The following is a 22563-nucleotide window of genomic DNA, read 5'->3' on the forward strand; positions in this document are numbered from 1 at the left end:
CTAGGGCGTGTCTCCAATGTTGAGCGGGCTTCGGGCTTGATGCTGAGCGCATGACGCGGATGGCGGTGCTCAGCGATGCGATGTGGGACCAGATCGAGGCAGTTCTGCCGCCGGTGAAGGGCGCGATGGGCAGGCCGATGCGCGATCATCGCCTGCTCGTCGAAGGCGCGATCTACCGATACCGGACCGGTGTTGCCTGGCGCGATCTTCCTTCGGACTTCGGCCCGTGGCAGACCGTCTGGAAGCGTCACCATCGGTTCTCGACGGACGGCACGTGGGACAAGGTTCTGACTGCGTTGCAGATTCAGGCTGATGCGCGTGGGGAGATCGACTGGCGACTCTCTGTCGACTCGACCTCGGCGCGGGTTCATCAGCACGGCGCGACCGCTGCGAGGTCCCAGGGCGGGCCCAGTTCCCACACAGGGGGCAGGGTCGAATCACAAGGATCGGGCACCTCGCGCAGTCGAGCCTGAGGATCACGCGATCGGACGATCGCGGGGCGGGTTGACGACCAAGACCCACGCCCTGGTTGACGGCAACGGATTGCCGCTGGTTATCGCCCTCACTCCGGGACAGGCCAACGACTCCCCGGCCTTGCCGAAGCTCCTCGCTGAACTCCGCGTTCCCCGAGTCGGACCAGGCCGGCCACGGACTACACCTGCGGCGCTCCGCGCCGACAAGGCCTACTCCGCACGAGGCCACCGGGCCTACCTGCGCTCGCGGGGAATCGTCGCGGTGATCCCTGAACCTTCTGACCAGATCAGGCACCGTAAGAACAAGGGCTCGCGCGGCGGGCGACCTGTCGCTTTCAACGCCTCGGACTACAAGCAACGCAATGTCGTAGAGCGCGCGTTCAACCACATGAAGAACTGGCGCGGCCTCGCGACGCGCTACGACAAGCACGCAGTGATCTATCGAGGCGGGGTCGTCCTCGCCGCGATCATGCTCTGGCTCGCATGACTTCGGAGACGCGCCCTAGCTCAGGCTCCTCGTCTCAGGGCAGGACGTCTGCGACCACGTCGGCGAACAGCGGCAGCAGGGTCCGCGACCGGGTCGCGGTCAGGTGCTGCTGGTCGAAGAACGTGTAGATGCCGTCGCGGCGCCCGTAGCACCACGAGTCGTCGCAGATCTCCCCGTTGGGGTCGATGTAGCGGGCGTCGCCACCCAGCGGCCGCATCGCGTCGCGCACCCACGCGTCGGTCGCGGCCTCCTCCCGCAGCGCGTCCGCGCGCGGCAGCTTGCAGACGTACGGCGCGGCACACGGCGCGGGCTCGGGCACGCTCACCGTCTGCGCGATCACGTCGGTGTCGATCCCGGCCCGGCCGAGGGCCCGGAAGGCCTGGGGGGTGAACTCCTCGAAGAAGCCGGCCTGCTGCTGCTCGTACTCGTCGTAGTCGCCCGGGGTGGCGAGCACGTCGAGGTAGAAGCGCCAGTAGGCGCCGAGCACCACCTTGAGCGGCCGGCCCTCCCGGTCGAGACGCAGGACGTAGTCGAGCGCCGCGGTGGCGTTCTGCTCGCACTTGGTGCCTTCGCCCAGGGGCAGGCCGAGGTCCATCGGCGGGCAGCTGCCCATGACGAACCCGACCAGGTTGACCGGCAACTCGTCGACCGCGAGGCGCAGCACCGGGATGTGCTGCCAGGCGTGCGAGTCGCCCCACAGCACCACGGTGGGCCGGCTCTTCACGAACGCGGTGAGGAAGCAGGCGCCGGGCAGCTGCGGGATCTTCTCCTCGCGGCTCGCGCACTCCTGGGGCAGGCGCGGGTAGTCCAGCTCCGGCGGGACCGGCGGCAGGGTCATCGTCGGCGACGGGGTGGGCGGCACGGTTGCCGGGGTGGGGCTCGAGGAGCTGCTCGTGGGCGTGGTCGTGGGGTCGGCGGCACCCTTGGGATCACTGTCGGAGGCGCCCCCCGAGGAGCACGACGCGAGCGCCACGACCAGCACGGCGGCGAGCGCGACGGCGAGGAGGTGGGCGAGCCGGCTCGACCGGCTCAGGCGAGAAGACATGGGCGAATCGTGCCGTACTGCGTCAGACGCGGTGCAGGCGCCTGGCGGCCTCGGCGACGGACCCGCTCATCGACGGGTAGACGGTGAACGCCTGAGCGAGCTGGTCGGCGGTCAGCGACTCCGCCACGGCGATGGACACCGGGTGGATGAGCTCGCTGGCCCGGGGACCGACGATGACGCCACCGACGACGATGCCGGTGCCGGGCCGGCAGAACAGCTTGACGAAGCCGTCGTGGACGCCCTGCATCTTGGCCCGGGCGTTGCCCGAGAGGGGCAGCATCACGGCCTCCGCCTGGATCTCGCCGGCGTCGACGGCCTGCTGGCTCCAGCCCACGGTGGCGATCTCCGGGGCGGTGAAGACGTTGGAGGAGACCTTCTTGAGGTCGAGGGGGTGCACGGTGTCGCCGAGGAAGTGCCACATCGCGATCCGGCCCTGCATGGCCGCGACCGAGGCGAGCATGAGTACGCCGGTGCAGTCACCCGCCGCGTAGACCCCGCGGGCCGACGTACGCGAGACGCGGTCGACGTTGACGAAGCCGCCGTCCTTGAGGATCACGCCGGCCTCCTCGAGGCCGAGGTCGGTCGTGTTGGGCACCGAGCCGAGCGCCAAGATGCAGTGGGAGCCCTGGATGCTGCGGCCGTCGGTGAGGGTCACGGTGACGACGTCGCCGTCGCGGGTGACCGACTCCATGCGCGACTCGGACAGCAGCTTCATGCCGCGGCGCCGGGAGACCTCCTCGAGGACGTGCGAGGCGTCGGCGTCCTCGCCGGGCAGCACGCGGTCGCGCGACGACACCAGCGTCACGGAGATGCCGAGGGCGAGGTAGGCGCTGGCGAACTCGGCACCGGTCACCCCGGAGCCCACGACGATCAGCTCGGTCGGCATCTCGGTCAGGTCGTAGACCTGTTCCCAGGTGAGGATCCGCTCCCCGTCGGGCTGTGCGGTAGGCAGGACGCGCGGCGCGGCGCCGGTCGCGACCAGGATCGCGTCGGCCTCGAGCGTCTGGGCGCCGACGACGACCCGGTTGGGCCCGTCGAGGCGGCCGCGGCCCTGGATCACCTCGACACCCTCCTTGGCCAGGCGGCGGGCGATGTCGGCGGACTGGTCGGCCGCGAGCTGCATGACCCGCTCGTTGACCCGCGCCAGGTCGACCGAGATCGCGGCCGCGGGGTCGCCCTCGTGGTCGTGGAAGTTGACGCCCAGCTCCGCGGCGCCCGCGACGTCGGTCATCACCTCGGCGGTGGCGATCAGGGTCTTGCTCGGCACGCAGTCGGTGAGGACCGCCGACCCGCCGAGGCCGTCGGTGTCGACGACCGTGACCTGGGCGCCGAGCTGGGCGGCCACCAGGGCGGACTCGTAGCCACCGGGGCCGCCCCCGATGATGACGACCTTGTTGGACTCTGGTCCGCCGCTCATCTTGAGGTTCCTTTCATCTCACTGGGTCTCGTCACACCGGTCGCGACTTCGTCCCTCAGTTGCGCGGCTGCTCGACCTGGCCGGGACTCTTCTCGACCGCGACTTCGTCGCGGGCGAGAAGCCGGCTCAAAAGTTGATCATGTGGCCGGCGATGCCGTGGATGGCTTCCTTCACGGACTCACCGAGCGTCGGGTGGGCGAAGATGTTGCGGGCCACCTCGTCGGCGGTGAGGTCCCAGGTCTGGGCCAGGGTCAGCACCGGCAGCAGCTCGGTCACGTCGGGGCCGATCAGGTGGCCGCCGATGATCTCGTTGTGCTCGGCGTCGGCGACGATCTTGACGAAGCCGGCGGTGTCGCCGAGGCCCTGCGCCTTGCCGTTGGCCGAGAACGGGAACGTCGCCGTCTTGACGTCGTACCCCTTCTCCTGGGCCTGGGCCTCGGAGTAGCCGAACGACGCGATCTGCGGCTGGCAGTAGGTCGCCCGCGGGATCATGTCGAAGTTGATCTCCTGCGTCTCGGCGTCGGCGATCGTCTCGGCCGCGACGATGCCCATCGCCTCGGCGGCGTGGGCCAGCATCATCTTGCCGGTGACGTCGCCGATGGCGTAGACGCCGTCGACGTTGGTGCGGCCGCGTGCGTCGACCGCAATCGCGCCGCGCTCGGTGAGCTCGACCCCGGCCGCGTCCAGGCCGTAGCCCTCGACGCGGGGCGCGAAGCCGATGGCCTGGAGCACCTTGTCGGTCTCGAGGACCTCGGTGTTGCCGTCCTTGGAGACGGTGACCTTGACCTTGTCGCCGGAGTCGTCGATGCCCTCGACCTTGGTGCCGAGCAGCACCTTCACGCCGAGCTTCTTGTAGTGCTTCGCGAGCTCCTTGGACACGTCGGCGTCCTCGGTCGGCACCATCCGGTCGAGGAACTCCACGATCGTCACGTCGACGCCGAAGTTCTTCATCACGTAGGCGAACTCGACGCCGATCGCGCCGGAGCCGGCGATCACGATCGAGCCGGGAAGGTTCTCGTCGAGGATCTGCTCCTCGTAGGTCACGACCCGCTCGCTGAGCTCGGTGCCGGGCACGAGACGGGTCTTGGCGCCGGTCGCGATGATCAGGTTGTCGCAGGTGTACGCCCCAACATCGACAGTGTTGCCGTCCACTGTCTTTTTCACGTCCACCGCCTTCGGGCCGGTGAGCGTGCCCCAGCCGTCGATCTCGGTGATCTTGTTCTTCTTCATCAGGAAGTGGACGCCCTTGACGATGCCGGCGCTCACCTGGCGCGACCGCTTGTGGGTCGGCCCGTAGGACATCGTCGCGTCGCCCTCGATGCCGAACTTGTCCTTCTCGTGCGTGAGCACGTGGGCGAGCTCGGCGTTCTTCAGCAGCGCCTTGGAGGGGATGCAGCCGACGTTGAGACAGACACCTCCCCAGTACTTCTCCTCGATGACCGCCACGGACTTGCCGAGCTGGGCCGCGCGGATGGCGGCGACGTAGCCACCGGGGCCCGCGCCGAGGACGAGAACGTCGAAGTGAGTCACCCCGCCAGAGTAGTGCGGCGGCAGTTAACCTTCAGCCGTGACCCTGTACGCCGCCTACGGGACCAACCTGGACCCAGCACGCATGGGCGAGCGCTGCCCCCACTCCCCCATGCACACCACCGGCTGGCTCCAGGGCTGGCGGCTGACCTTCGGTGGCGAGGAGCACGGTTGGGACGGCTCCCTCTCCACGATCGTCGAGGACCCGATCGAGCAGGTCTTCGTCGCCGTCTACGACGTCACCGACCCCGACGAGTCCGAACTCGACGGCTGGGAGGCCGCCGACAGCGGCCTCTACCGCAAGACCAAGGTCCGGGTCTCCACCATGACCGGCGAGCTGACGGTCTGGACCTACGTGCTCGACGCCTACGAGGGCGGCCTGCCCTCCGCCTCCTACCTCGGCGTCCTCGCCTCCGCCGCCGAGTCCGCCGGCGCCCCCGACGACTACGTCGCCGCCATCCGCCGGCGCCCCTGTCGGTCCACCGGCCTCTGAGCCTTCCTTTCGACGGTGGTTGAGGTGCGAGGAGCGTCAGCGACGAGCCTCGAAGCCACCCCTGTCTGCGGGTGACTGGGGCCCGCTCGCTTAACGAACCGGGCCTCGCCGTCAAGGAGCGCAGACAGGGTCGTGTGCCTCACCGAGCGCGGGAGCGCACTCTCAGGCACACAACCCACCAAACCGAGCCGCAGAAGAGCCACGCCTTAGAGTGCTGCCGTGACTCCGACGACGCCTGAAGACCCCACCGACCGCTCGCCGTACGACCTGGCGGGCGAGGCGGCCACCAAGCTCGCCGAGCTCACCGGCGTCGCCCAGCACGACGTGGCCCTGGTGCTCGGGTCGGGCTGGCTGCCGGCGGTCGACGCGCTCGGCGAGGCGACGGCCGAGATCAACACGACCGACCTGCCCGGGTTCTCGGCGGCCGCGGTGGCCGGACACTCGGGCAAGATCCGCTCGATCCGGGCCGGCGAGCGCAACCTGCTCGTCTTCCTGAGCCGCACCCACTACTACGAGGGCAAGGGCGTCGCGGCGGTCGTGCACGGGGTGCGTACGGCGGCGGCCGCGGGCTGCAGGACGATCGTGCTGACCAACGGCTGCGGCGGTCTCAAGGAGACGTGGACGCCGGGCACCCCGGTGCTGATCAGCGACCACGTCAACCTCACCGGCCGCTCCCCCATCGTCGGCGCCAACTTCGTCGACCTCACCGACCTCTACTCCTCGCGGCTGCGCGCGATGTGCCGCGAGGTCGACGCCAGCCTCGACGAGGGCGTCTACGTCCAGTTCCCCGGCCCCCACTACGAGACCCCGGCCGAGATCGCCATGGTGCGCGCGATCGGTGGGCACCTCGTCGGCATGAGTACGACGCTCGAGGCGATCGCGGCCCGCGAGGCGGGCATGGAGGTGCTCGGGATCAGCCTGGTCACCAACCTGGCGGCCGGCATCACCGGCGAGCCGCTCAACCACGAGGAGGTCCTCGAGGCCGGCCGCGAGGCCGCGTCCCGGATGGGCGAGCTCCTGGGCCGGATCGTCCCGAGGATCTGATGCCCGGGAGCGCCGGCGGCGAGGAGACCCGCCAACGGCTGGTGGACGCCGCGGCCCGCGCGTTCGCCGAGAACGGCGTCCAGACGGCGTCGCTGCTGGAGGTCACCCGCCAGGCGGGCCAGCGCAACCGCGGTGCCGTGCACTACCACTTCGGCACCCGCGAGGGGCTGCTCGCGGCGGTGCTCGAGGAGCAGGTGGAGTTCCTCGCCCAGCGCGAGCGCGAGCTCCTCGCGGCCGCCCGAGGCCGTCCCGGCGACCTGGCCTCCGCGGTCGAGGCGTTCGTACGGCCGTCGGTCGAGCTGGCCGACCAGGGGTGGAAGGGCCGTTGCTACCTGATGATCCTGTGCGAGCTGGTCGAGGACGACCCCGACGCCACGCACCCCGACGTCCGCGACGCGCTCGAGCGGTCGGGCGGCTACGAGGCCTTCGAGCTGTTCGAGGAGCGGATGCCGGCGATGCCGGACCACCTGCGCGCCGAGCGGATGTCGCTGGCCACCTCGTTCATCCTGCGCGCCAGCGCCGACCGAGCGCGCGCGGCGGAGCGGGACGCCCCGAGCCGGCCGCAGCTGCCGGCCGAGGAGTTCATCACCAACCTGGTGTCGATGGCGGTGGGCATGGTCTCCGCCCCGGTGCCCGGGGCGGAGACCACCAGCGCTAGCGGGTGACCCGCAGCGCCAGCACCTTCGTGGCCGCGAGGTAGGTCGCAGAACCGGCGTACCGGAGGTTCACGTTCCACCGCCCGGCCACCAGCTCGGGCAGCGTCACGGTCGCGGCACCGTTGCGGAGCGGCTTGGTGAACGTCTTCTTCACCGCGCCGTTCCTCACGAGCTTGATGACGACCTTGCCGGTGGGCGTCGCGGCCGCCCCCTTGACCTTGATGGCGAGCTTGCCGGCCGTGCTGGTGGTCGGCTTCTTGACCCACGTGGCACTGACGGTCGCCTGGCTCCGCTGCTGCTCGAGGGCGCTCCAGTCGACCGTCACCGGGGTCTCGGTGTCCTGCGTGGTGTTGGAGTGAGCGTGTGCCTGCCAGGTGTAGACCGAGTAGTCGAGGCTTGGGTCGAGCTTGGCGGTCGGTGCGTGGAGCGCCGTGACGAACGAGCCGTCGGTGATCGCGTTCGCCGGCACCCAGGCCACCGCGGCGAAGAGCGCCATGTTCTCCTGCGAGGAGGTGTCGGGCAGCTCGCCCGACTCGGCCAGGCCGACGTAGACCCCGTCGTCGCCGGGGTTGGTGACGCCCGTGAAGTGCGCACCGGCCACCGACAGGTCCAGGCCGTTCGCGTACGACGCACCGGTGGTCGTCACGCCCACGGCCGGGGCGACCTGCGCGGTGAACGACGCGGGCGCCTTCTTGGCGTCCGAGCCGGAGCCACTGGCGTAGAAGTGCGCGCGGACACCGGAGGTGATCCCGCCGAGGAACGCCGGGTTGAAGGACTTGCCGTCGACCGGCTTGTCGGCGCCGATCCCGAGCGCGGCCGACTCGGGGCTGTTCGGCGCGAGCACGCCCGCCCAGTGCGGCGTGGCGCTCAGGCTCTGGAGGCCCGCGCCAGGGGTCCAGGTGCCGCTGTCGAACGTGGTCACGACCACCCGGGTGGGCGGCGTGCTCTCGGCCGGGCTGCCCATGCCCGCGGCGTTGGAGGCGGACACGACGGCAGTGATCTGGCCGTCACCGGACTCGTCGACCGTGACGATCGGGTCGGCGATCGTGACGGTGTAGTAGGTGACCGCCGCCATCGCGAAGGACCCGGCGACCGAGCCCTGGTAGGCGACGCTGGTGGTGCCGTCGCCGGCGTCGTAGGAGCCCACGCCTCCGGGGAAGGTGATGACGCCCTCCGCGCTCTCCTCGGCCCCGCCCGTGAGGACGTGCGTGGAGAGGTGGTCGTCGAACTGCTGCGAGATCTCCCAGGTCAGGACCGGCAAGGGCTCCGCGGCCTGGGCGGGTGCAGTCGCGACGGCGGCGAGACCGACCGCGGTGAGCGACGTGGCGACGAGCGTCGACAGGCCGCGCTTGAGGTGGTGCATGGGTGTTCCTTTCTCGGTGACGCCGTGGCGTCAGGGGGTCGTCCGGTCCGTGCGTGGACCGGAGGGGACGTTGAGGAGGGCGGCCGCTGCCAGGAGCAGCGCCGCGGCGGACCACCACAGCCAGGGGCGGTCGCCCGTGCTCGGCCCGGCGACCGGCCCGGACGTGAGCCGGACCTGCGTGACCGGCCGCGCGGCGGCGGTGGCCACAGCGGTCACGGGCACCTCGCCGGCGCCCGGTGGAGCGACGGGAGCGCTGGGCAGCGGAGCCTGTACGACGGGCGGGACGACTGTGGTCGGTGGCGCCTGGGTCGGCGGTGGCGTCGCCGTGGGCGGGTCGACGGGGTCCTGGGTGGACGGCGCCGTCGGGGTCGGCGGGGTCACGGTGCGCTCGGCGTCGTAGCTGACACCGAGCGGCAGGGCGACCTTGAACGGGTCGGTCGCGGCACCGCTGGAGTACCAGAACGCCGCGGTCCCCAGGACCCGCATGAAGTCGACGTAGGACTGCGGGAACGCGCCGCTGCTCGCCCCGTCCGTCTGCTGGGGTACGCCGGTCACGGCCACGCCGAGGTAGGCCGGCAACGACACGAAGCCGCGCGGGTCGTCGAGGTCGATCTGGGGCAGGTCGGCGACGGTGACCTGCCGGGGCGGCACCGGCTCCCACTGGGTCTGGTCCTCGACCGAGGACGCGAAGCCGCTGAGCGTCGCGGTCAGCCGGCCGCGGCCGTCGACAACGTCGAGCACAGGGTCGCTGAGGTAGAAGAACGACATCCCGGAGTAGTAGAGGACGGTCACGTCGCCGTCCCACTCGATGTGGGCGGTCCCCGCGGCCGGGTCGACGAGCCCTTCGCCGCCGGTGAACTCGAAGCGGTGGTTGCTGAACGTGCCGGCGGTGGGAGCACCCAGCGGCGTGCCGGCGCTGTCGGTGCCGAGCCCGGGCCAGGTGGCAGCGCGCCAGGCGGTGCCGTCCCACTTGCGCACCGACACCGCGCCGCTGCGCTGGCGCCAGTCCTGCTGCCGGATCGTGCGGCCGCCCTGGCCGGGGTCGGGCACCTTCCCGGCCGAGAAGAGGTTGAACGTGCCCGGCGCGAACGCTCGGTTGCTGGACTCGTTGTTGACGCCCCACGTCAGCACCGCGTCGTCGACCTCGACGCCGGTCGTCGGCTCGGCCGTCGGGGTGGGGGTTGGCGTGGGGGTGGGAGTCGGGGTGGGCGTCGGGGTGACCGACGGCGTCTCGGAGGGCGTATCCGACGGAGTCTCCGTGGGCGTCTCCGAGGGGGCGCTGGTGCTCGAGGTGGGCTCGCCGGCCGGTGCCCCGCTGTCGGCCCCGGCCGGGGTGACGACCAGTCCGGTAGCCGCGACGGCGGCGACGAGAGCGGCGGTTGCCAGCGCCGCCGACAGGCCCGCGCGCAACCGCTCAGGCAGCACGACGGCCTCCGCGGCGCAGGACCAGCAGTCGGACGACGACGACGAGCAGCACCAGGGCCGACCCGGCGAGGGCCAGTACGCCGGCCCGGTCGTCCGAGGCCCTGGCGGCAGCAGGCTCGGGCTCGGAGTCCCCCGCCGTGATCGCGAACCGCACCGACGGCGCGTCGGCGGTGCCGAACAGCCGCAGCTCGTGAGTGCCGCCCTCGACGTCCGCGGGCAGCGTGATCACGCCGCCCACGGTCCCGTCGCTGCCGACCACGAAGGGCCCGGCTCCCGCGACCCCGTCGTCGAGCACCGCGGACACCTGGGCACCGGCGGTCAGACCGGTCGCGCTGAACGCGAGCACGTGCCCGGCCTGCGCCGAGCCCCGGTCGACCTCGAGCGCCGGTGGGCCGCGGGGTGCCGCCGGCCCGGTCGTGACCGTCGTGCCCGAGGGGACGTCGATCGCGGGGGCGCCGGAGGGCACGTCGCCGGGCTCGGGCGTCTCCGACGGCGCCGAAGGGTCGGCGTAGAGGTCACCGACCGAGACCGGGGTGAACGACTCGTTGCGGGCGTTGGCGACCCCGTGGGCCCCGACGGTGATGACGCCGCAGGTGACCTGGCGGCAGTCGATCCGGCGCGAGCCCCCGTCGCGGTCGAAGGCCTGGAAGACGGCACCGGGGACGACCAGCGACGTGGACCAGGACCCGGACGCCGACATCGTGCCGCCGTTGGCCGACGACGCCGTGTCGGAGCCAGGGAACGCGACGAACCGCTGGAACCCCGCGTTGTCACGGGCCTCGCTGTCGGGCACGTAGAAGTAGTCCGCCCCGGTCGCCCCGCCCTGGCTCGGCCGCCACCCGCTCTGCACGGTGCCGAAGAAGACGTAGATCCCACCGTGTCCGCCGCGGATCGACTGGAAGCCGGAGCCGCTGAGCGTCAGCGTGGTGGCGTAGGCCGGGTCGATCCGGGCGTCGCCGCTGTCGTTGCCGACCGACACCCGTCCGTCGGCGTGGGCAGGGAACGTGGGCAGCAGCAGCGCCGCGAGCAGCGGCACCAGGGCGAGGGGGGTCAGGCGCGCATGCACGGGGCCTCCTGGCGCACGGGTACGACGACCAGGGACCCGGCGTGCTCGATCACGTCGACGGGGTGCTCGTAGACCTCGGACAACAGCTCCGAGGTGAGTACGACGGTCGGAGCGCCGTCGGCGCGTACCCGGCCCCGCGACAGCACGCAGACCCGGTCGGCATAGGCCGCCGCGAGCGAGAGGTCGTGGAGGACGACGACGACCGAGGCACCGTCGCGCGCGGCGTCGCGCGCCACCGACAGCAGTGCCTCCTGGTGCCGGATGTCCAGCGCCGCGGTGGGCTCGTCGAGCAGCACGATCGGGGTCTCCTGGGCGAGCACCCGGGCGAAGGACGTGCGGCCCTGCTCGCCACCGGAGAGGGTCGGGAAATGGCGCTGCGCCAGCCCGGCCACGTCGGCGCGCGCGAGCGAGTCGGCGACCACCCGGTCGTCGTCGTCCTCGCGGTCGGTGCGGTGCCACGGGGAGCGGCCCATGCGGACCACGTCCTCGACCCGGAAGCCGAAGGCCAGCCCCTGGTGCTGGAGCAGCACGGCCCGGCGCCGGGCCAGCGCCCGCGCGGAGTGCTCGGCCAGCGGCACGTCGTCGAGGGTGACCGTGCCGTGGGCGGGCTCGATGTCGCCGGACAACACGGCGAGCAGGGTCGACTTGCCGGCGCCGTTGGGCCCGACCAGCGCGACCACCTCGCCCTCGCCGACCGCGAGGTCGACCCCGTCGAGGATGCAGGCGCCGCCGAGCGTCACGCCGACGTCGTGGGCGACCAGGCTCATGCGGGGTCCCCGCGGCGTTGTTCGTCGGAGGAGCGAAGCGGGGGAGGCGAAGAACGCCGTGGGGTGCTCATGCCCAGCCCCCCGAGGTGCGGCGTGCGCGGCGCAGGAGCCAGAAGAAGAACGGGCCACCGACCAGCGAGGTCAGCATCCCGATCGGCAGGTCGGCGTAGGCGATGGCGGTGCGGGCCCAGAGGTCGGCCACCACGAGCAGCACCGCGCCGCCCAGGGCGCTCGCCGGCACCAGCAGCCGGTGCCCGGGGCCGGCGACCATCCGGATCAGGTGCGGCACCACGAGGCCGACGAACGCGATGATCCCGCAGAACGACACCGCGGCGGCGGTCAGCACCGCGACCACCACGATCGTGCCCAGCCGCAGCCGCTCGACGTCGACACCGACGTGGCGCGCGGCGCGGTCGCCGAGGGACAGCAGGTCGAGCTGGCGCGAGAGCAACAGTGCCGCCGCGATGCCGACACCCGCGAGCGGGGCGACGACACCGACGTACTCCCAGCGCGAGCCGTTGAGGCTGCCCAGGGTCCAGAACACGATCTCCTCGCGGGCCTGCTGGTCGCCGAGGAACATCAGGAACGCCAGCGCCGCGCTGGTCATCGCGTTGAGGGCGATGCCGGTGAGCACGAGCGTCACGACCTCGGTGCGGCCGCCGTCGCGGGACATGACGTAGACGAGCATCGTCGTGACCAGCCCACCGATGAACGCGCAGATCGCGATCGTCCAGGTGCCGGCGAAGTCGACGTCGAAGACGATGACCGACGCGGCGGCCACCGCGGCCCCGGACGACACCCCGACCACGCCGGGCTCGGCGAGCGGGTTGCCGAAGACGCCCTGCATGAGCGCTCCCGCCGTCGCGAGCGAGGCCCCGGCCAGGGCGGCCAGCGCCACCCGCGGGAAGCGGACCTGCCACAACGTGTCGTCACCACGAGGGTGGGTGGGCATGGGGCCCCAGTCGAGACCGATCCGGTGGAAGAACGAGCCGAGCACCTCGGCGGGCGCGATCGACAGCTGGCCGTGCCCGGCGCCGAGCACCAGGGCCACGACGAGCGCCAGGGTCAGGACGCCGAGCAGTCCGGCCCGCCCGGCGAAGCCGCGTACGACGGCCCGCCTGCGGCTGGGCGGCGCGGCGACGTCGTACGACGGGGCGGCGGTCACGACAGCGCCCCGGGTGCGTAGAGGGCGACGGCGAGAGCGTTGAGCACGCTGGCCGAGTCGGGGCCGAAGCCGAGGATCTCGGAGTCCGCCATGTCCACGAACCGGCGGTGCTCGCCGGCCGGGGTCTGCGCCAGGGCAGGCAGCCGCTCGAGCAGTCCGTCGACTCCGCCGACGGAGTCGAGCCCGCCGGTCATCATCAGCACCAGGTCGGGCTGGGCGGCGACGATCCCCTCGTCGGTGACGGGCTTCATCCCGCTCCAGCCGATCTCCTCAGCCACATCGTAGGCACCGAGCGCATCGATCAAGGAGTCGGCTCCGGACCCCTCACCGAACATGTAATACACGCCACTTTGGCCGCGGACGTAGAGGAAAACCGTGCGCAGCTGGTCCTGCACGTCGGACGGCGCGACGTCCGAGATCTGCTGCTGCACCTGGGCCAGCTCGGCGGTGGTGCGCTCGACCAGAGCCCGCCCGGCCTGGGGTACGCCGAGTGCTGCGGCGACCTGCCGGGTGAGGTCGTCCACGTTGTCGAGGCTGCGCTCGGAGTCGGTCACGACGACCGGGATGCCGGCGTCGCGCATCTGCAGGATGACGTCCCAGGGGCCGAGGGAGGTGTCGGTGAGGATCACCGTCGGGTCGAGGTCCAAGATCGCCTCGGCGGCCAGGTCGTGGCCGTTCTGGGTGACCAGCGGCAGGTCGGCGGCGTCGGGGAACTGGGTCGAGATGTCGCGGCCGACGACCGAGTCGCCGAGGCCGAGCTCGAAGACGGTGCGGGCGAGCGTGCCGTAGACGTCCAGCGCCAGGATCCGGCTGGTGTCGTTGATGGTGACCCTCGTGCCCTGCGCGTCCGAGAGCGTGACCGGCAGCTGGGGCCGGGCACCGCCGGCGACCGGGCGGACGTCGCAGCTGCCGAGCACGGGCGACGCGGGGCCGTCCCACGAACGCGGGTCGTCGAGGGCGTCGACCTCGGCGAGCACCGGCGCGGGGGTCCCGGCGCAGCCGCCGCCCTCGGGACCGTCGCTCCCCGCCTCCGAGGGCGACGAGAGGCCGCACCCGGCGGCCAGCAGGACCAGGACGACCAGGGAGACGAGGGCAGCCAGGCTCCGGGAGACGACGGGAGCCGCCGCATTCCCCCCCGGACGCTGCGGCCCCCTCTCGATCACAAAGGTTAGGCTACCATTAGTTAGGCAACCCTTCCTTTGGGTGGGGGCCAGGCCACCCTCGTCCTTCCAGGAGACCCGATGACCGTGCTCGACCCGCCCATCTCGACCCTCTCGGCCGCCATGCGCGAGGGCTCCAAGCTCGAGCACCAGGACGCCGAGGACTCCCTCTTCATGTCCGAGCTGCTCGGTGGGCGCGTCAACGAGACCGGCTACGCCGACTACCTGCTGCGGCTCCGCGGCATCTACGAGGCGATGGAGGAGACCGTCCGCCGGCACGCGGGCGACCCGGTCGTGGCCGCCGTCCACGACGAGGCCCTCGAGCGCCTCGGCGCCATCGACACCGACCTGGCCCACTGGGCGCCGGGACGCACGACCACTGTCGACTCCCCCGCCACCGCGGCCTACCGCGACCGGCTGCATGACGCCGGCGAGTGGGGCGGCCTGCTCGTCGCCCACCACTACACGCGCTACCTCGGCGACCTCTCCGGCGGCCAGGCGATCGGACGCATCCTCGACCGCACCTTCGGGCTCGACGGCGCCGGCATCGCGTTCTACGACTTCCCGGCCATCCCCAAGCCCAAGCCCTACAAGGACGCCTACCGCGCCCGCCTCGACGGGCTCGGCCTGAGCACGGGCGAGGTGCAGCGCGTCGTGGACGAGGTGAAGGTAGCCTTCCGGCTCAACCAGGCCCTCTTCACCGAGTTGGGACAGAACATAGATGGGTACCGTCGCTGACCTGAGGTCGCTCACCACCCCTGCTCCTCCTCCGGTCCCATTCTGGAACCACCGATGAGAGTGCTCGTCACCGGGGCCGCCGGCTCGATCGGTCAGGTCCTCGCCGTGGGTCTGGCCGACCGCGGACACACCGTGGTGGGGCTCGACCGGGTCCCCGGACCCGAGGGCACCGACGACGCCTGGCACGTCGCCGACTGCGCCGATCCCGACGCGGTGCTCGCGGTCTTCGCCGAGCAGCCGCTCGATGCCGTGGTCCACCTCGCGGGACATCCCGACGAGGCCTCGCTCCCCGACTCGCTGACCTCCCACGTCGTCACCACGGCCGCCCTGCTCGACGCCGCCGTCGCGCACGACGTACGCCGCTTCGTCTATGCGGGCTCCAACCACGCCGTCGGCCGCACCCCGCGCCCGGCCGACGCGTTGCTCGGGGTCGACGCCCGACCGCGGCCCGACACGTTCTACGGCGTCGGCAAGGTCGCCGCCGAGGCAGTCATGTCGCTCTACGCCGACCGCTACGGCATCGACGGCCTGTCGTGCCGGATCGGCTCGTTCCTGCCGCGGCCCGAGACCGTCCGCAACCTCAGCACCTGGCTCTCCCACGACGACTGCGTGCGGATGTTCGAGGCCTGCCTCACCACTCCGGCCCCCGGCTTCGCCGTGCTCTACGGCATCTCCGCCAACACCCGCGCCTGGTGGGACCTCCAGCCAGGCCGCGACCTCGGCTACGAGCCCCTGGACGACGCCGAGGAGTTCGCCGCCTCGATCGCGCCCGGGCCGGACGACGAGGCCGAGGCCGCCCACGTCGGTGGCCCCTTCGCCGGCGAGGCGTTCTACCGCCCGGCCCTCGACCTCGCATAGGGCGTGCGGTCCCGTACCGTCTCCCCAATGCCCCCCAGCGCCTCGCGACCTGCGCCGACCGCCCAGCAGCTGCTCGACCTTCAGGTGGCCTACCACCTGGAGCGGCTGGCGGGCGACCAGCTCGCCGCCACGGTGACCCGGCTGGCCGACGACCTGTTCACGGCCGCCGGACGGCACCAGGTCGAGGACCTCGTCGACCGCGAGGCGATCAAGGCCGTGGTCGGCCGGGCGCTCGCGACCGTGCCGGGCAGTGCCGCGGTGAGCGGCATCGTCGAGCTCGCCACGACGGTCGTGTACGACGGCCCGGACGAGCGCTACCGGCTCGGGGAGCTGATCGAGCGCGAGCGGGTCGAGGTGCTCCTCGACGAGCTGCTGGCGCTCAACCCCGTCCTCGAGCGCGGCCTCGAGCGACTGACCGACACCCCGCTGGTCGGCACCATGGCGTCGCGCTTCATGGGCCGCATCGTCGGCGAGGTGCTCCAGGCCAACAAGGCGGTCGCCGACAAGGTGCCGGGGCTGGGCTCGCTGATGTCGTTCGGGACCAACGCCGCGTCGAAGGTGATGGGCGCGGCCGACCGGCAGTTCGAGGGCCTGATCGGCGACACCGTCGGCAAGGGCGGGACCTTCGCCGTACGCCGCCTCAACCGCATCATCATCGAGACCCTCCAGGACCCCACGACCCGCGAGGCCGTGCTTCAGGTCTGGGACCTGGTCTCCGAGGCGCAGGTCGCCGGACTGAGCGACCACGTGACCCGCGACGAGATCACCGGCGTCATCGACGCCGTGCACGAGGTGGTCGTGACCACCGTCGGCACCGAGCACGCCGCCCGTCTCGGGGAGGCGATCGTCGACGGGTTCTTCGACCGGTTCGGCGGCTACACCCCGACCGAGCTGCTCAACGAGCTCGACCTCGCCCGCGACGACCTGGTCGCCGACCTGGTGCGGATCGCGCCCGGCGTCGTCGCCGCGCTGGAGGAGTCCGGCGACCTGGAGCGGCTGCTGCGCGACCAGCTCGAGCCGTTCTTCGCCTCGGCCGCGGTCCGGGACCTGCTCGACGCTTGACTTGGAGCGCACTCCAGGTCGGACACTGGGGCGCATGCCGCCCGTTCCCGGTCTGACCATCGCCGAGGCCGCCGCCCACACGGGGCTCTCGGCCGACACGCTGCGCTATTACGAGCGCGGTGAGCTCCTGCTGCAACCCGTCGGCCGATCCGCCACGGGTCACCGGCGCTACGCCGAGGGCGACCTGCGCTGGATCCAGATGGTGACCAGGCTTCGGGCCACCGGCATGCCGATCCGCGACGTACGCCGCTATGCCGCACTGGTGCGCGCCGGCGACGGCAACGAGACCGAGCGCCTCGAGCTGCTCCAGAGCCACCGACGCACGGTGCTCCAGCAGCTCGCCGAGGTGCAGGAGCACCTGGGGGCGATCGACGCCAAGATCGGCATCTACACCGACGCCGTGGAGCACCGGCTTGACCTGGAGCGCGCTCCAGGGGTTTGAGTGGGTGACATGACGATCTCACGACGCACCCTCGGCACCACCTCCCCGCTCGACGTCTCCGCCCTCGGCCTCGGCTGCATGGGCATGTCGGAGTTCTACGGACCCACCGACGACACCGTCGAGGCGGGAGGCATCGCGACCATCCACCGCGCGCTCGACCTGGGCGTGACCTTCCTGGACACCGCGGACATGTACGGCCCCTTCACCAACGAGCGGCTCGTCGGCAAGGCCCTCGCCGGCCGCCGCGACGAGGTCCAGCTGGCCACGAAGTTCGGCAACGAGCGCGGCGAGGACGGCAGCCGGCTCGGGATCAACGGGCGACCGGAGTACGTCCGGTCCGCGTGCGACGCCTCCCTCCAGCGGCTCGGCGTCGACCACCTCGACCTCTACTACCAGCACCGCGTCGACCAGAGCGTGCCGATCGAGGAGACCGTCGGCGCCATGAAGGAGCTGGTCGTGGCCGGCAAGGTGCGCCACCTCGGCCTGTCCGAGGCCTCGGCCGCCAACATCCGCCGGGCCCACGCCGTCCACCCGATCACGGCCCTCCAGACGGAGTACTCCCTGTTCACCCGCGACCTCGAGGACCAGATCCTCCCGACGATCCGCGAGCTCGGCATCGGCCTGGTCCCCTACTCCCCGCTGGGCCGCGGCCTGCTCACGGGCGCGATCACGTCGTCGGACACGCTGGCCGACGGCGACTCACGCCGCACCGGCTACTTCCCGCGCTTCCAGGGCGAGGCGCTCGACGCCAACCTCGCGCTCGTCGAGCGGGTCCGCGCGATCGCCGAGTCCAAGGGCTGCACCCCCGGCCAGCTGGCGCTGGCCTGGGTGCTCGCGCAGGGGGACGACGTCGTACCGATCCCGGGCACGAAGCGGGTGACCCACCTCGAGGAGAACGTCGGCGCCGCCGCCGTCACCCTGACCGAGGACGACCTGCGCTCGCTCGGTGCCGCGGTCCCGCGCGACGCGGTGGTGGGCGCGCGCTACGGCGACATGAGCCACATCGACTCCTGACGGCTCAGGTGACGGCTCAGGGCGCGGCGAGCCTCCGGCGCAGCCCGGCGACGCAGCTGGCCATCATCCGGTCGTGGTTCCAGCGCAGCAGCGGACCTCCGACGTACGACGCCAGAGCGAGCAGGCCCGACACGCTCACCGTCTGCTCGAACCGCATCAGGGTGCCGCCCTCGACGGGCTCGAGCCGCCAGCGCACGGTCCCGTCGAGGTCGCCGCTGACCTCCACCTCGAGCACCGGGCCGGTGCGGGACCGGGCGTGCAGCACCAGGTCGAGCGTGTAGGGCAGCGTCGAGCGGCACAGCACCCGCGCGTCGTCCGGCCCGAGGCTGACGACGGCGACGACCTGGGGCCACCAGTCGGGGTAGTGCTCGAGGTCGACCACCACGTCGCGGACGGCGTCGGGAGGTGCGGCGACGGTCCACTCGCCACCGAACTCGTGGACCGCCCTCACGGGATCGGCTCGAGATCGAGGCGCATGGCCAGGCGTTCGAGCGCCCGCGCGGCGGCCCGGCGCACGTCGGCGTGCTCGTCGTCCAGCCGCTCACGGACCACCTCGACGTGCTCGGTGTCGCCCACTGCGCCCAGCGCCCGCATCGCGTGGGTCCGGACCCGTGGGAGCTCGTGCGTGGCCAGCCGAGCGGCTCCGTCGCCCGCGCCACCGACCTCGTGACGGGCCGCGACCTTCAGGCACATCTCGGCCGGGCGCCAGTCGACGTCGCCGAGACCGGCCACGACGGCGTCCGAGGCCAGGTCGTCCCAGACATGCAGGAGCCCCCGGGCGCCCCAGGCGCGCACCCACAGGTCAGGCCACGTGTCCGGGTCGCGGGTGGCGTCGCCGTCGGCGAACGTGTGGCCCGTCAGGTAGGGCAGGACGAGCAGGTGCTCCCCGCGATCGGCTCCGCCGAGCAGGTCGGTGCAGACCGCGACGAACGGCGCTCCCCCGAGGTGTTCAACGAGCTCCCGCACCAGGACCGGGATGGGCGCCTCCAGGTCGCGCGGGGGCGGCAGACGGCTCACGGCGCTAACGCTACGGTGCGGCTATGACGTCCGACCTCACCTCGCTCCTCGACCGCGCCCGGGCCTGGGCCGCCGAGGACCCCGACGACGCGACCCGGGCCGAGCTCGAGCAGCTCGTCGCGCGAGTCGAGACCGGACCCGCCCCCGAGGACGTGGCAGACCTGGCAGACCGCTTCGACGGCACCCTGGAGTTCGGCACGGCCGGGCTGCGCGGCGCCCTCGGCGCCGGCCCCAACCGGATGAACCGGGTCGTCGTGCTGCGCGCCGCGGCCGGCCTCGCGGCGTACCTCCGTGAGCAGGGCACCGTGGGCCCCGTCGTGATCGGCTACGACGCCCGCCACAACTCCGACGTCTTCGCCCGCGACACGGCCGCGGTGATGACCGGCGCCGGGATGCCCGCCCGGCTGCTGCCACGGCCGCTGCCGACGCCGCTGCTGGCGTTCGCGATCCGCGAGCTCGGCTGCGTGGCCGGGGTGATGGTGACCGCGAGCCACAACCCGCCGCAGGACAACGGCTACAAGGTCTACCTCGGTGACGGTAGCCAGATCGTTCCGCCGGCCGATGCCGGGATCGCCGCCCACATCGCGGCCGTCGGCGCGCTCGCCGACATCCCGCGCGGGCCGGCCGGCAAGGTGCTCACCGAGGACATCATCGACCGCTACCTCGACACGGTCGCCGACCTCGCGGTCGACGGCCCGCGCGACCTCGACATCGTCTACACGCCGCTACACGGCGTCGGCGGCACGTCGGTGGTGCAGGTGCTCGAGACGGCCGGCTTCGGCCAGCCCCGCGTGGTCGCGCAGCAGGAGCAGCCCGACCCCGACTTCCCGACGGTCTCCTTCCCCAACCCCGAGGAGCCGGGGGCGATGGACCTCGCCATGGAGCTCGCCGCCCGCCACGGCGTCGACCTGGTCGTCGCCAACGACCCCGACGCCGACCGCTGCGCCGCGGCCGTCCCGAGCATCCACGGCTGGCGGATGCTGCGCGGCGACGAGGTCGGCGCGCTGCTCGCCCATCACCTTTTGCGCACCGGCAAGCAGGGCACCTACGCCACATCCATCGTGTCGTCCTCGCTGCTCGGCAAGATGGCGGCGGCCTCCGGCCAGCCCTACGCCGAGACGCTCACCGGCTTCAAGTGGATCGGCCGGGTCGAGGGTCTCGCGTTCGGCTACGAGGAGGCCCTGGGCTACTGCGTCGACCCCGAGCACGTGCGCGACAAGGACGGCGTCTCGGCGCTGCTGCTGCTCTGCGAGATCGCGGCGCTCGCCAAGGCCGAGGGCCGGGGTCTCCCCGACCTGCTCGACGACATCGCCCGCGAGTTCGGGTTGCACGCGACCGACCAGGTGTCGGTGCGCGTGCAGGACCTCGCCCAGATCGGTACGGCGATGGCGCGCCTGCGATCGACCCCGCCCACCGAGCTCGGCGGCCTCGCGGTGCTGGCTGTCGACGACCTGGCGCTGGGCTCCGCCACGCTCCCGCCCACCGAGGGGCTGCGCTACACGCTCGCCGAGGGCGCCCGGGTCATCGTGCGCCCGAGCGGCACCGAGCCCAAGATCAAGTGTTACCTCGAGGTGGTCGTGCCCGTGCAGCCCGACGACGGGGTCGAGGCCGCGCGGATCTCCGCCGCGGGGCGGCTCGACGCGCTGGGCGCCGGGATCAAGGCCGCCGCCGGCATCTGAGGGTCAGACGAGGATCGTGACCACGAGGGCGACGGTCAGCACCACCAGGGCGACGATCTCGGGCCAGGCCGGCTGACGTCGTACCTCCTGGGCGAGGGCGAGCTGCTCGGCCGAGCCGGCGCGGATGCCGCGGGCGGCCCGCTCGTCCTCCATCCGTTGGCGGATCCGCTGCTCGGCGAAGTCGGCGAAGTCGACGGTGGTCCGCGCGTCGGCGGGCTTGCTGCGCAGCCGGCCGGCCACCGCGCCCGAGCCGAACGCGGGACGCCCGCGCAGCTGACGGCGCGACTTGCCCAGCGCCGGGCACAGGAACCGCCTGTCACCGGCACGTACGGCGAGCAGCTGGCGCACCGCCAGCTCCTCGATCGCGGCCAGCGGGATCAGGTCGGTCCCGAGCATGTTGCGCAGCTCGAGGTGCTCGCCCACCAGGGACACCCGCGGGCGCAGCACCGCCGCCCACACCAGCACTCCCCCGAGGGCGGCGAACGCGATCACCCAGTCGGCGAACCCCAGGTCGGGGTCGGCCAGGCCGAAACCGACCACGCAGACGGCGAGCAGGAGCCCCACCACGCCCATCACACGACCGCTGGTCGGCGCGAACCGCTCCGGCTGCTCGTCGCTCACACTGTCTCCTCGTCGGTTGCTGCCTCGCTGCCCGCCAACCCTATGCTGGGGGGATGCCTCCAACCCCCGCCGCCGCGACCTCTCAGGGTCCGGCCTGGGACTTCTCCGACGTCACGCACTCGGATGCCTCCCTGCGCCGCTTCCTGCACGGACTTCCCGGGGTCGACCAGGTCGGCGCCGACGCGCGCGCCGCCTCCCTGGGCACCCGGTCGATCAAAACGACGGCCAAGGCCTACGCCCTCGACCTCGCCATTCGGATGGTCGACCTGACCACCCTCGAGGGCCAGGACACCCACGGCAAGGTCCGCGCGCTCGCCGCCAAGGCGATGCGCCCCGACCCCGCCGACCCGACCTGCCCCGCGACCGCCGCGGTCTGCGTCTACCCCGACATGGTGGCGACGGCCAAGGACGTCCTCGGCGACAGCGGTGTCAACGTCGCCGCCGTGGCCACGGCGTTCCCGAGCGGCCGCGCCGCGCTCGACATCAAGCTCGCTGACACGCGTGACGCGGTCGAGGCCGGCGCCGACGAGATCGACATGGTCATCGACCGGGGTGCGTTCCTCTCCGGGCGCTACCTCCAGGTCTTCGAGGAGATCGTCGCGGTCAAGGAGGCCTGCGCCCGACCGGATGGGCAGAGCGCACACCTCAAGGTGATCTTCGAGACCGGTGAGCTCCAGACCTACGACAACGTCCGCCGGGTCAGTTGGCTGGGCATGATGGCCGGCGCCCACTTCATCAAGACCTCCACCGGCAAGGTGCAGCCGGCAGCCACGCTGCCGGTGACGATGGTGATGCTCCAGGCGGTCCGCGACTTCCGCGAGGCCACCGGCCAGATGGTCGGCGTCAAGCCCGCCGGCGGCATCCGCACCAGCAAGGACGCCATCAAGTACCTCGTGGTGGTCAACGAGGTGGCCGGCCCCGACTGGCTCGACCCCGACTGGTTCCGCTTCGGAGCCTCCACGCTGCTCAACGAGCTCCTGATGCAGCGCACCAAGATGACGACCGGGCGCTACTCCGGTCCCGACTACTTCACGTTGGACTGAT

Annotated in this window: 22 protein-coding genes and 1 pseudogene; 11 read left to right on the plus strand and 12 right to left on the minus strand. The window is 72.2% G+C overall.

Annotation, left to right across the window (positions count from 1 at the left end; genetic code table 11):
* Positions 1–50: 50 nt before the first annotated feature.
* Positions 51–960, plus strand: a pseudogene (locus BLR90_RS20035) (IS5 family transposase).
* 34 nt (positions 961–994) lie between these two features.
* On the opposite strand, the gene BLR90_RS20040 reads toward BLR90_RS20035, so the two are convergent.
* The 3 genes from BLR90_RS20040 to lpdA form a co-directional block, all read right to left on the minus strand.
* Positions 995–2005, minus strand: a complete 1011-nt coding sequence (locus tag BLR90_RS20040) for an SGNH hydrolase domain-containing protein (RefSeq protein WP_091027009.1) — start codon at positions 2003–2005, stop codon at positions 995–997.
* Between the two features lie 22 nt (positions 2006–2027).
* Positions 2028–3422, minus strand: a complete 1395-nt coding sequence (locus BLR90_RS20045; RefSeq protein ID WP_091027010.1) for an NAD(P)H-quinone dehydrogenase — start codon at positions 3420–3422, stop codon at positions 2028–2030.
* Between the two features lie 126 nt (positions 3423–3548).
* Positions 3549–4952, minus strand: coding sequence for a dihydrolipoyl dehydrogenase (lpdA, locus tag BLR90_RS20050; RefSeq protein ID WP_091027011.1), 1404 nt, complete (start codon positions 4950–4952; stop codon positions 3549–3551).
* A 37-nt stretch (positions 4953–4989) separates the two neighbouring features.
* On the opposite strand from lpdA, the gene BLR90_RS20055 reads away from it, so the two are divergent.
* The 3 genes from BLR90_RS20055 to BLR90_RS20065 all read left to right on the plus strand — a co-directional run bounded on the left by BLR90_RS20055 (position 4990) and on the right by BLR90_RS20065 (position 7151).
* On the plus strand, positions 4990–5442 hold the full coding sequence (locus BLR90_RS20055) for a gamma-glutamylcyclotransferase family protein (protein WP_091027012.1): 453 nt from the start codon (positions 4990–4992) through the stop codon (positions 5440–5442).
* A 219-nt stretch (positions 5443–5661) separates the two neighbouring features.
* On the plus strand, positions 5662–6486 hold the full coding sequence (locus BLR90_RS20060; RefSeq protein WP_091027013.1) for a purine-nucleoside phosphorylase: 825 nt from the start codon (positions 5662–5664) through the stop codon (positions 6484–6486).
* Positions 6486–7151, plus strand: a complete 666-nt coding sequence (locus BLR90_RS20065; protein ID WP_091027014.1) for a TetR family transcriptional regulator — start codon at positions 6486–6488, stop codon at positions 7149–7151. The genes BLR90_RS20060 and BLR90_RS20065 overlap by 1 nt, the downstream gene beginning before the upstream one ends.
* On the opposite strand, the gene BLR90_RS20070 is transcribed toward BLR90_RS20065, so the two are convergent.
* From BLR90_RS20070 to BLR90_RS20095, 6 genes are all read right to left on the minus strand, one after another.
* A complete protein-coding gene (locus BLR90_RS20070) occupies positions 7141–8505 on the minus strand; it encodes an HtaA domain-containing protein (RefSeq protein WP_091027015.1) in 1365 nt (454 codons plus the stop codon). The two genes, BLR90_RS20065 and BLR90_RS20070, sit on opposite strands and share 11 nt — an antisense overlap.
* Before the next feature lie 30 nt (positions 8506–8535).
* On the minus strand, positions 8536–9930 hold the full coding sequence (locus BLR90_RS20075) for an HtaA domain-containing protein (protein ID WP_091027016.1): 1395 nt from the start codon (positions 9928–9930) through the stop codon (positions 8536–8538).
* Positions 9920–10996: a hypothetical protein gene (locus BLR90_RS20080; RefSeq protein ID WP_091027017.1), complete on the minus strand. Its 1077-nt coding sequence runs from the start codon at positions 10994–10996 to the stop codon at positions 9920–9922. The genes BLR90_RS20075 and BLR90_RS20080 overlap by 11 nt, the downstream gene beginning before the upstream one ends.
* Positions 10981–11763, minus strand: coding sequence for a heme ABC transporter ATP-binding protein (locus BLR90_RS20085; RefSeq protein ID WP_091027018.1), 783 nt, complete (start codon positions 11761–11763; stop codon positions 10981–10983). Before BLR90_RS20085 ends, BLR90_RS20080 begins: the two co-directional genes overlap by 16 nt.
* Before the next feature lie 67 nt (positions 11764–11830).
* A complete protein-coding gene (locus BLR90_RS20090) occupies positions 11831–12928 on the minus strand; it encodes a FecCD family ABC transporter permease (protein ID WP_091027019.1) in 1098 nt (365 codons plus the stop codon).
* Entirely contained in the window at positions 12925–14091 is a 1167-nt protein-coding gene (locus BLR90_RS20095; protein ID WP_245715429.1) for a heme/hemin ABC transporter substrate-binding protein, read from the minus strand. The genes BLR90_RS20090 and BLR90_RS20095 overlap by 4 nt, the downstream gene beginning before the upstream one ends.
* Positions 14092–14169: 78 nt before the next feature.
* Here BLR90_RS20095 and BLR90_RS20100 point away from each other — a divergent pair, with 78 nt between their 5' ends.
* The 5 genes from BLR90_RS20100 to BLR90_RS20120 are packed head-to-tail and all read left to right on the plus strand — an operon-like array spanning position 14170 to position 18202.
* The gene (locus tag BLR90_RS20100) at positions 14170–14826 is read left to right on the plus strand and encodes a biliverdin-producing heme oxygenase (protein WP_091027020.1); all 657 of its coding nucleotides are present in this window, start codon (positions 14170–14172) and stop codon (positions 14824–14826) included.
* A 54-nt stretch (positions 14827–14880) separates the two neighbouring features.
* The gene (locus tag BLR90_RS20105; RefSeq protein ID WP_091027021.1) at positions 14881–15684 is read left to right on the plus strand and encodes an NAD-dependent epimerase/dehydratase family protein; all 804 of its coding nucleotides are present in this window, start codon (positions 14881–14883) and stop codon (positions 15682–15684) included.
* Between the two features lie 27 nt (positions 15685–15711).
* Complete coding sequence (locus BLR90_RS20110; protein ID WP_091027022.1) at positions 15712–16746, plus strand: hypothetical protein; 1035 nt, start codon at positions 15712–15714, stop codon at positions 16744–16746.
* 34 nt (positions 16747–16780) lie between these two features.
* On the plus strand, positions 16781–17188 hold the full coding sequence (locus BLR90_RS20115) for a MerR family transcriptional regulator (RefSeq protein WP_091027023.1): 408 nt from the start codon (positions 16781–16783) through the stop codon (positions 17186–17188).
* Positions 17189–17197: 9 nt separating this feature from the next.
* Complete coding sequence (locus BLR90_RS20120; RefSeq protein ID WP_091027063.1) at positions 17198–18202, plus strand: aldo/keto reductase; 1005 nt, start codon at positions 17198–17200, stop codon at positions 18200–18202.
* Between the two features lie 16 nt (positions 18203–18218).
* Here BLR90_RS20120 and BLR90_RS20125 read toward each other — a convergent pair whose 3' ends face one another.
* Positions 18219–18653, minus strand: a complete 435-nt coding sequence (locus BLR90_RS20125; RefSeq protein ID WP_091027024.1) for an SRPBCC family protein — start codon at positions 18651–18653, stop codon at positions 18219–18221.
* Positions 18650–19219, minus strand: a complete 570-nt coding sequence (locus BLR90_RS20130) for a HEAT repeat domain-containing protein (RefSeq protein ID WP_091027025.1) — start codon at positions 19217–19219, stop codon at positions 18650–18652. The genes BLR90_RS20125 and BLR90_RS20130 overlap by 4 nt, the downstream gene beginning before the upstream one ends.
* Positions 19220–19242: 23 nt before the next feature.
* Between BLR90_RS20130 and BLR90_RS20135 the strand changes: the two genes are divergently transcribed.
* Positions 19243–20898, plus strand: coding sequence for a phospho-sugar mutase (locus tag BLR90_RS20135; protein ID WP_091027026.1), 1656 nt, complete (start codon positions 19243–19245; stop codon positions 20896–20898).
* 3 nt (positions 20899–20901) lie between these two features.
* Here BLR90_RS20135 and BLR90_RS20140 read toward each other — a convergent pair whose 3' ends face one another.
* On the minus strand, positions 20902–21519 hold the full coding sequence (locus BLR90_RS20140) for a hypothetical protein (protein WP_091027027.1): 618 nt from the start codon (positions 21517–21519) through the stop codon (positions 20902–20904).
* A gap of 53 nt (positions 21520–21572) precedes the next feature.
* Here BLR90_RS20140 and deoC point away from each other — a divergent pair, with 53 nt between their 5' ends.
* Positions 21573–22562, plus strand: a complete 990-nt coding sequence (deoC, locus tag BLR90_RS20145) for a deoxyribose-phosphate aldolase (protein ID WP_091027028.1) — start codon at positions 21573–21575, stop codon at positions 22560–22562.
* The last annotated feature ends 1 nt before the right edge of the window (position 22563 follow it).

Source organism: Nocardioides szechwanensis (assembly GCF_900103935.1).
GTDB classification, from domain to species: Bacteria; Actinomycetota; Actinomycetes; order Propionibacteriales; family Nocardioidaceae; genus Nocardioides; species Nocardioides szechwanensis.

Excerpts from the sequence above, each read along its gene's own strand:
- BLR90_RS20100 (WP_091027020.1), top strand. The coding sequence starts at position 14,170 with ATGACCGTGCTCGACCCGCCCATCTCGACCCTCTCGGCCGCCATGCGC.
- BLR90_RS20045 (WP_091027010.1), bottom strand. The coding sequence starts at position 3,422 with ATGAGCGGCGGACCAGAGTCCAACAAGGTCGTCATCATCGGGGGCGGC.
- BLR90_RS20040 (WP_091027009.1), bottom strand. The coding sequence starts at position 2,005 with ATGTCTTCTCGCCTGAGCCGGTCGAGCCGGCTCGCCCACCTCCTCGCC.
- BLR90_RS20115 (WP_091027023.1), top strand. The coding sequence starts at position 16,781 with ATGCCGCCCGTTCCCGGTCTGACCATCGCCGAGGCCGCCGCCCACACG.
- BLR90_RS20065 (WP_091027014.1), top strand. The coding sequence starts at position 6,486 with ATGCCCGGGAGCGCCGGCGGCGAGGAGACCCGCCAACGGCTGGTGGAC.
- BLR90_RS20110 (WP_091027022.1), top strand. The coding sequence starts at position 15,712 with ATGCCCCCCAGCGCCTCGCGACCTGCGCCGACCGCCCAGCAGCTGCTC.
- BLR90_RS20085 (WP_091027018.1), bottom strand. The coding sequence starts at position 11,763 with ATGAGCCTGGTCGCCCACGACGTCGGCGTGACGCTCGGCGGCGCCTGC.
- deoC (WP_091027028.1), top strand. The coding sequence starts at position 21,573 with ATGCCTCCAACCCCCGCCGCCGCGACCTCTCAGGGTCCGGCCTGGGAC.
- BLR90_RS20120 (WP_091027063.1), top strand. The coding sequence starts at position 17,198 with ATGACGATCTCACGACGCACCCTCGGCACCACCTCCCCGCTCGACGTC.
- BLR90_RS20135 (WP_091027026.1), top strand. The coding sequence starts at position 19,243 with ATGACGTCCGACCTCACCTCGCTCCTCGACCGCGCCCGGGCCTGGGCC.
- BLR90_RS20070 (WP_091027015.1), bottom strand. The coding sequence starts at position 8,505 with ATGCACCACCTCAAGCGCGGCCTGTCGACGCTCGTCGCCACGTCGCTC.
- BLR90_RS20105 (WP_091027021.1), top strand. The coding sequence starts at position 14,881 with ATGAGAGTGCTCGTCACCGGGGCCGCCGGCTCGATCGGTCAGGTCCTC.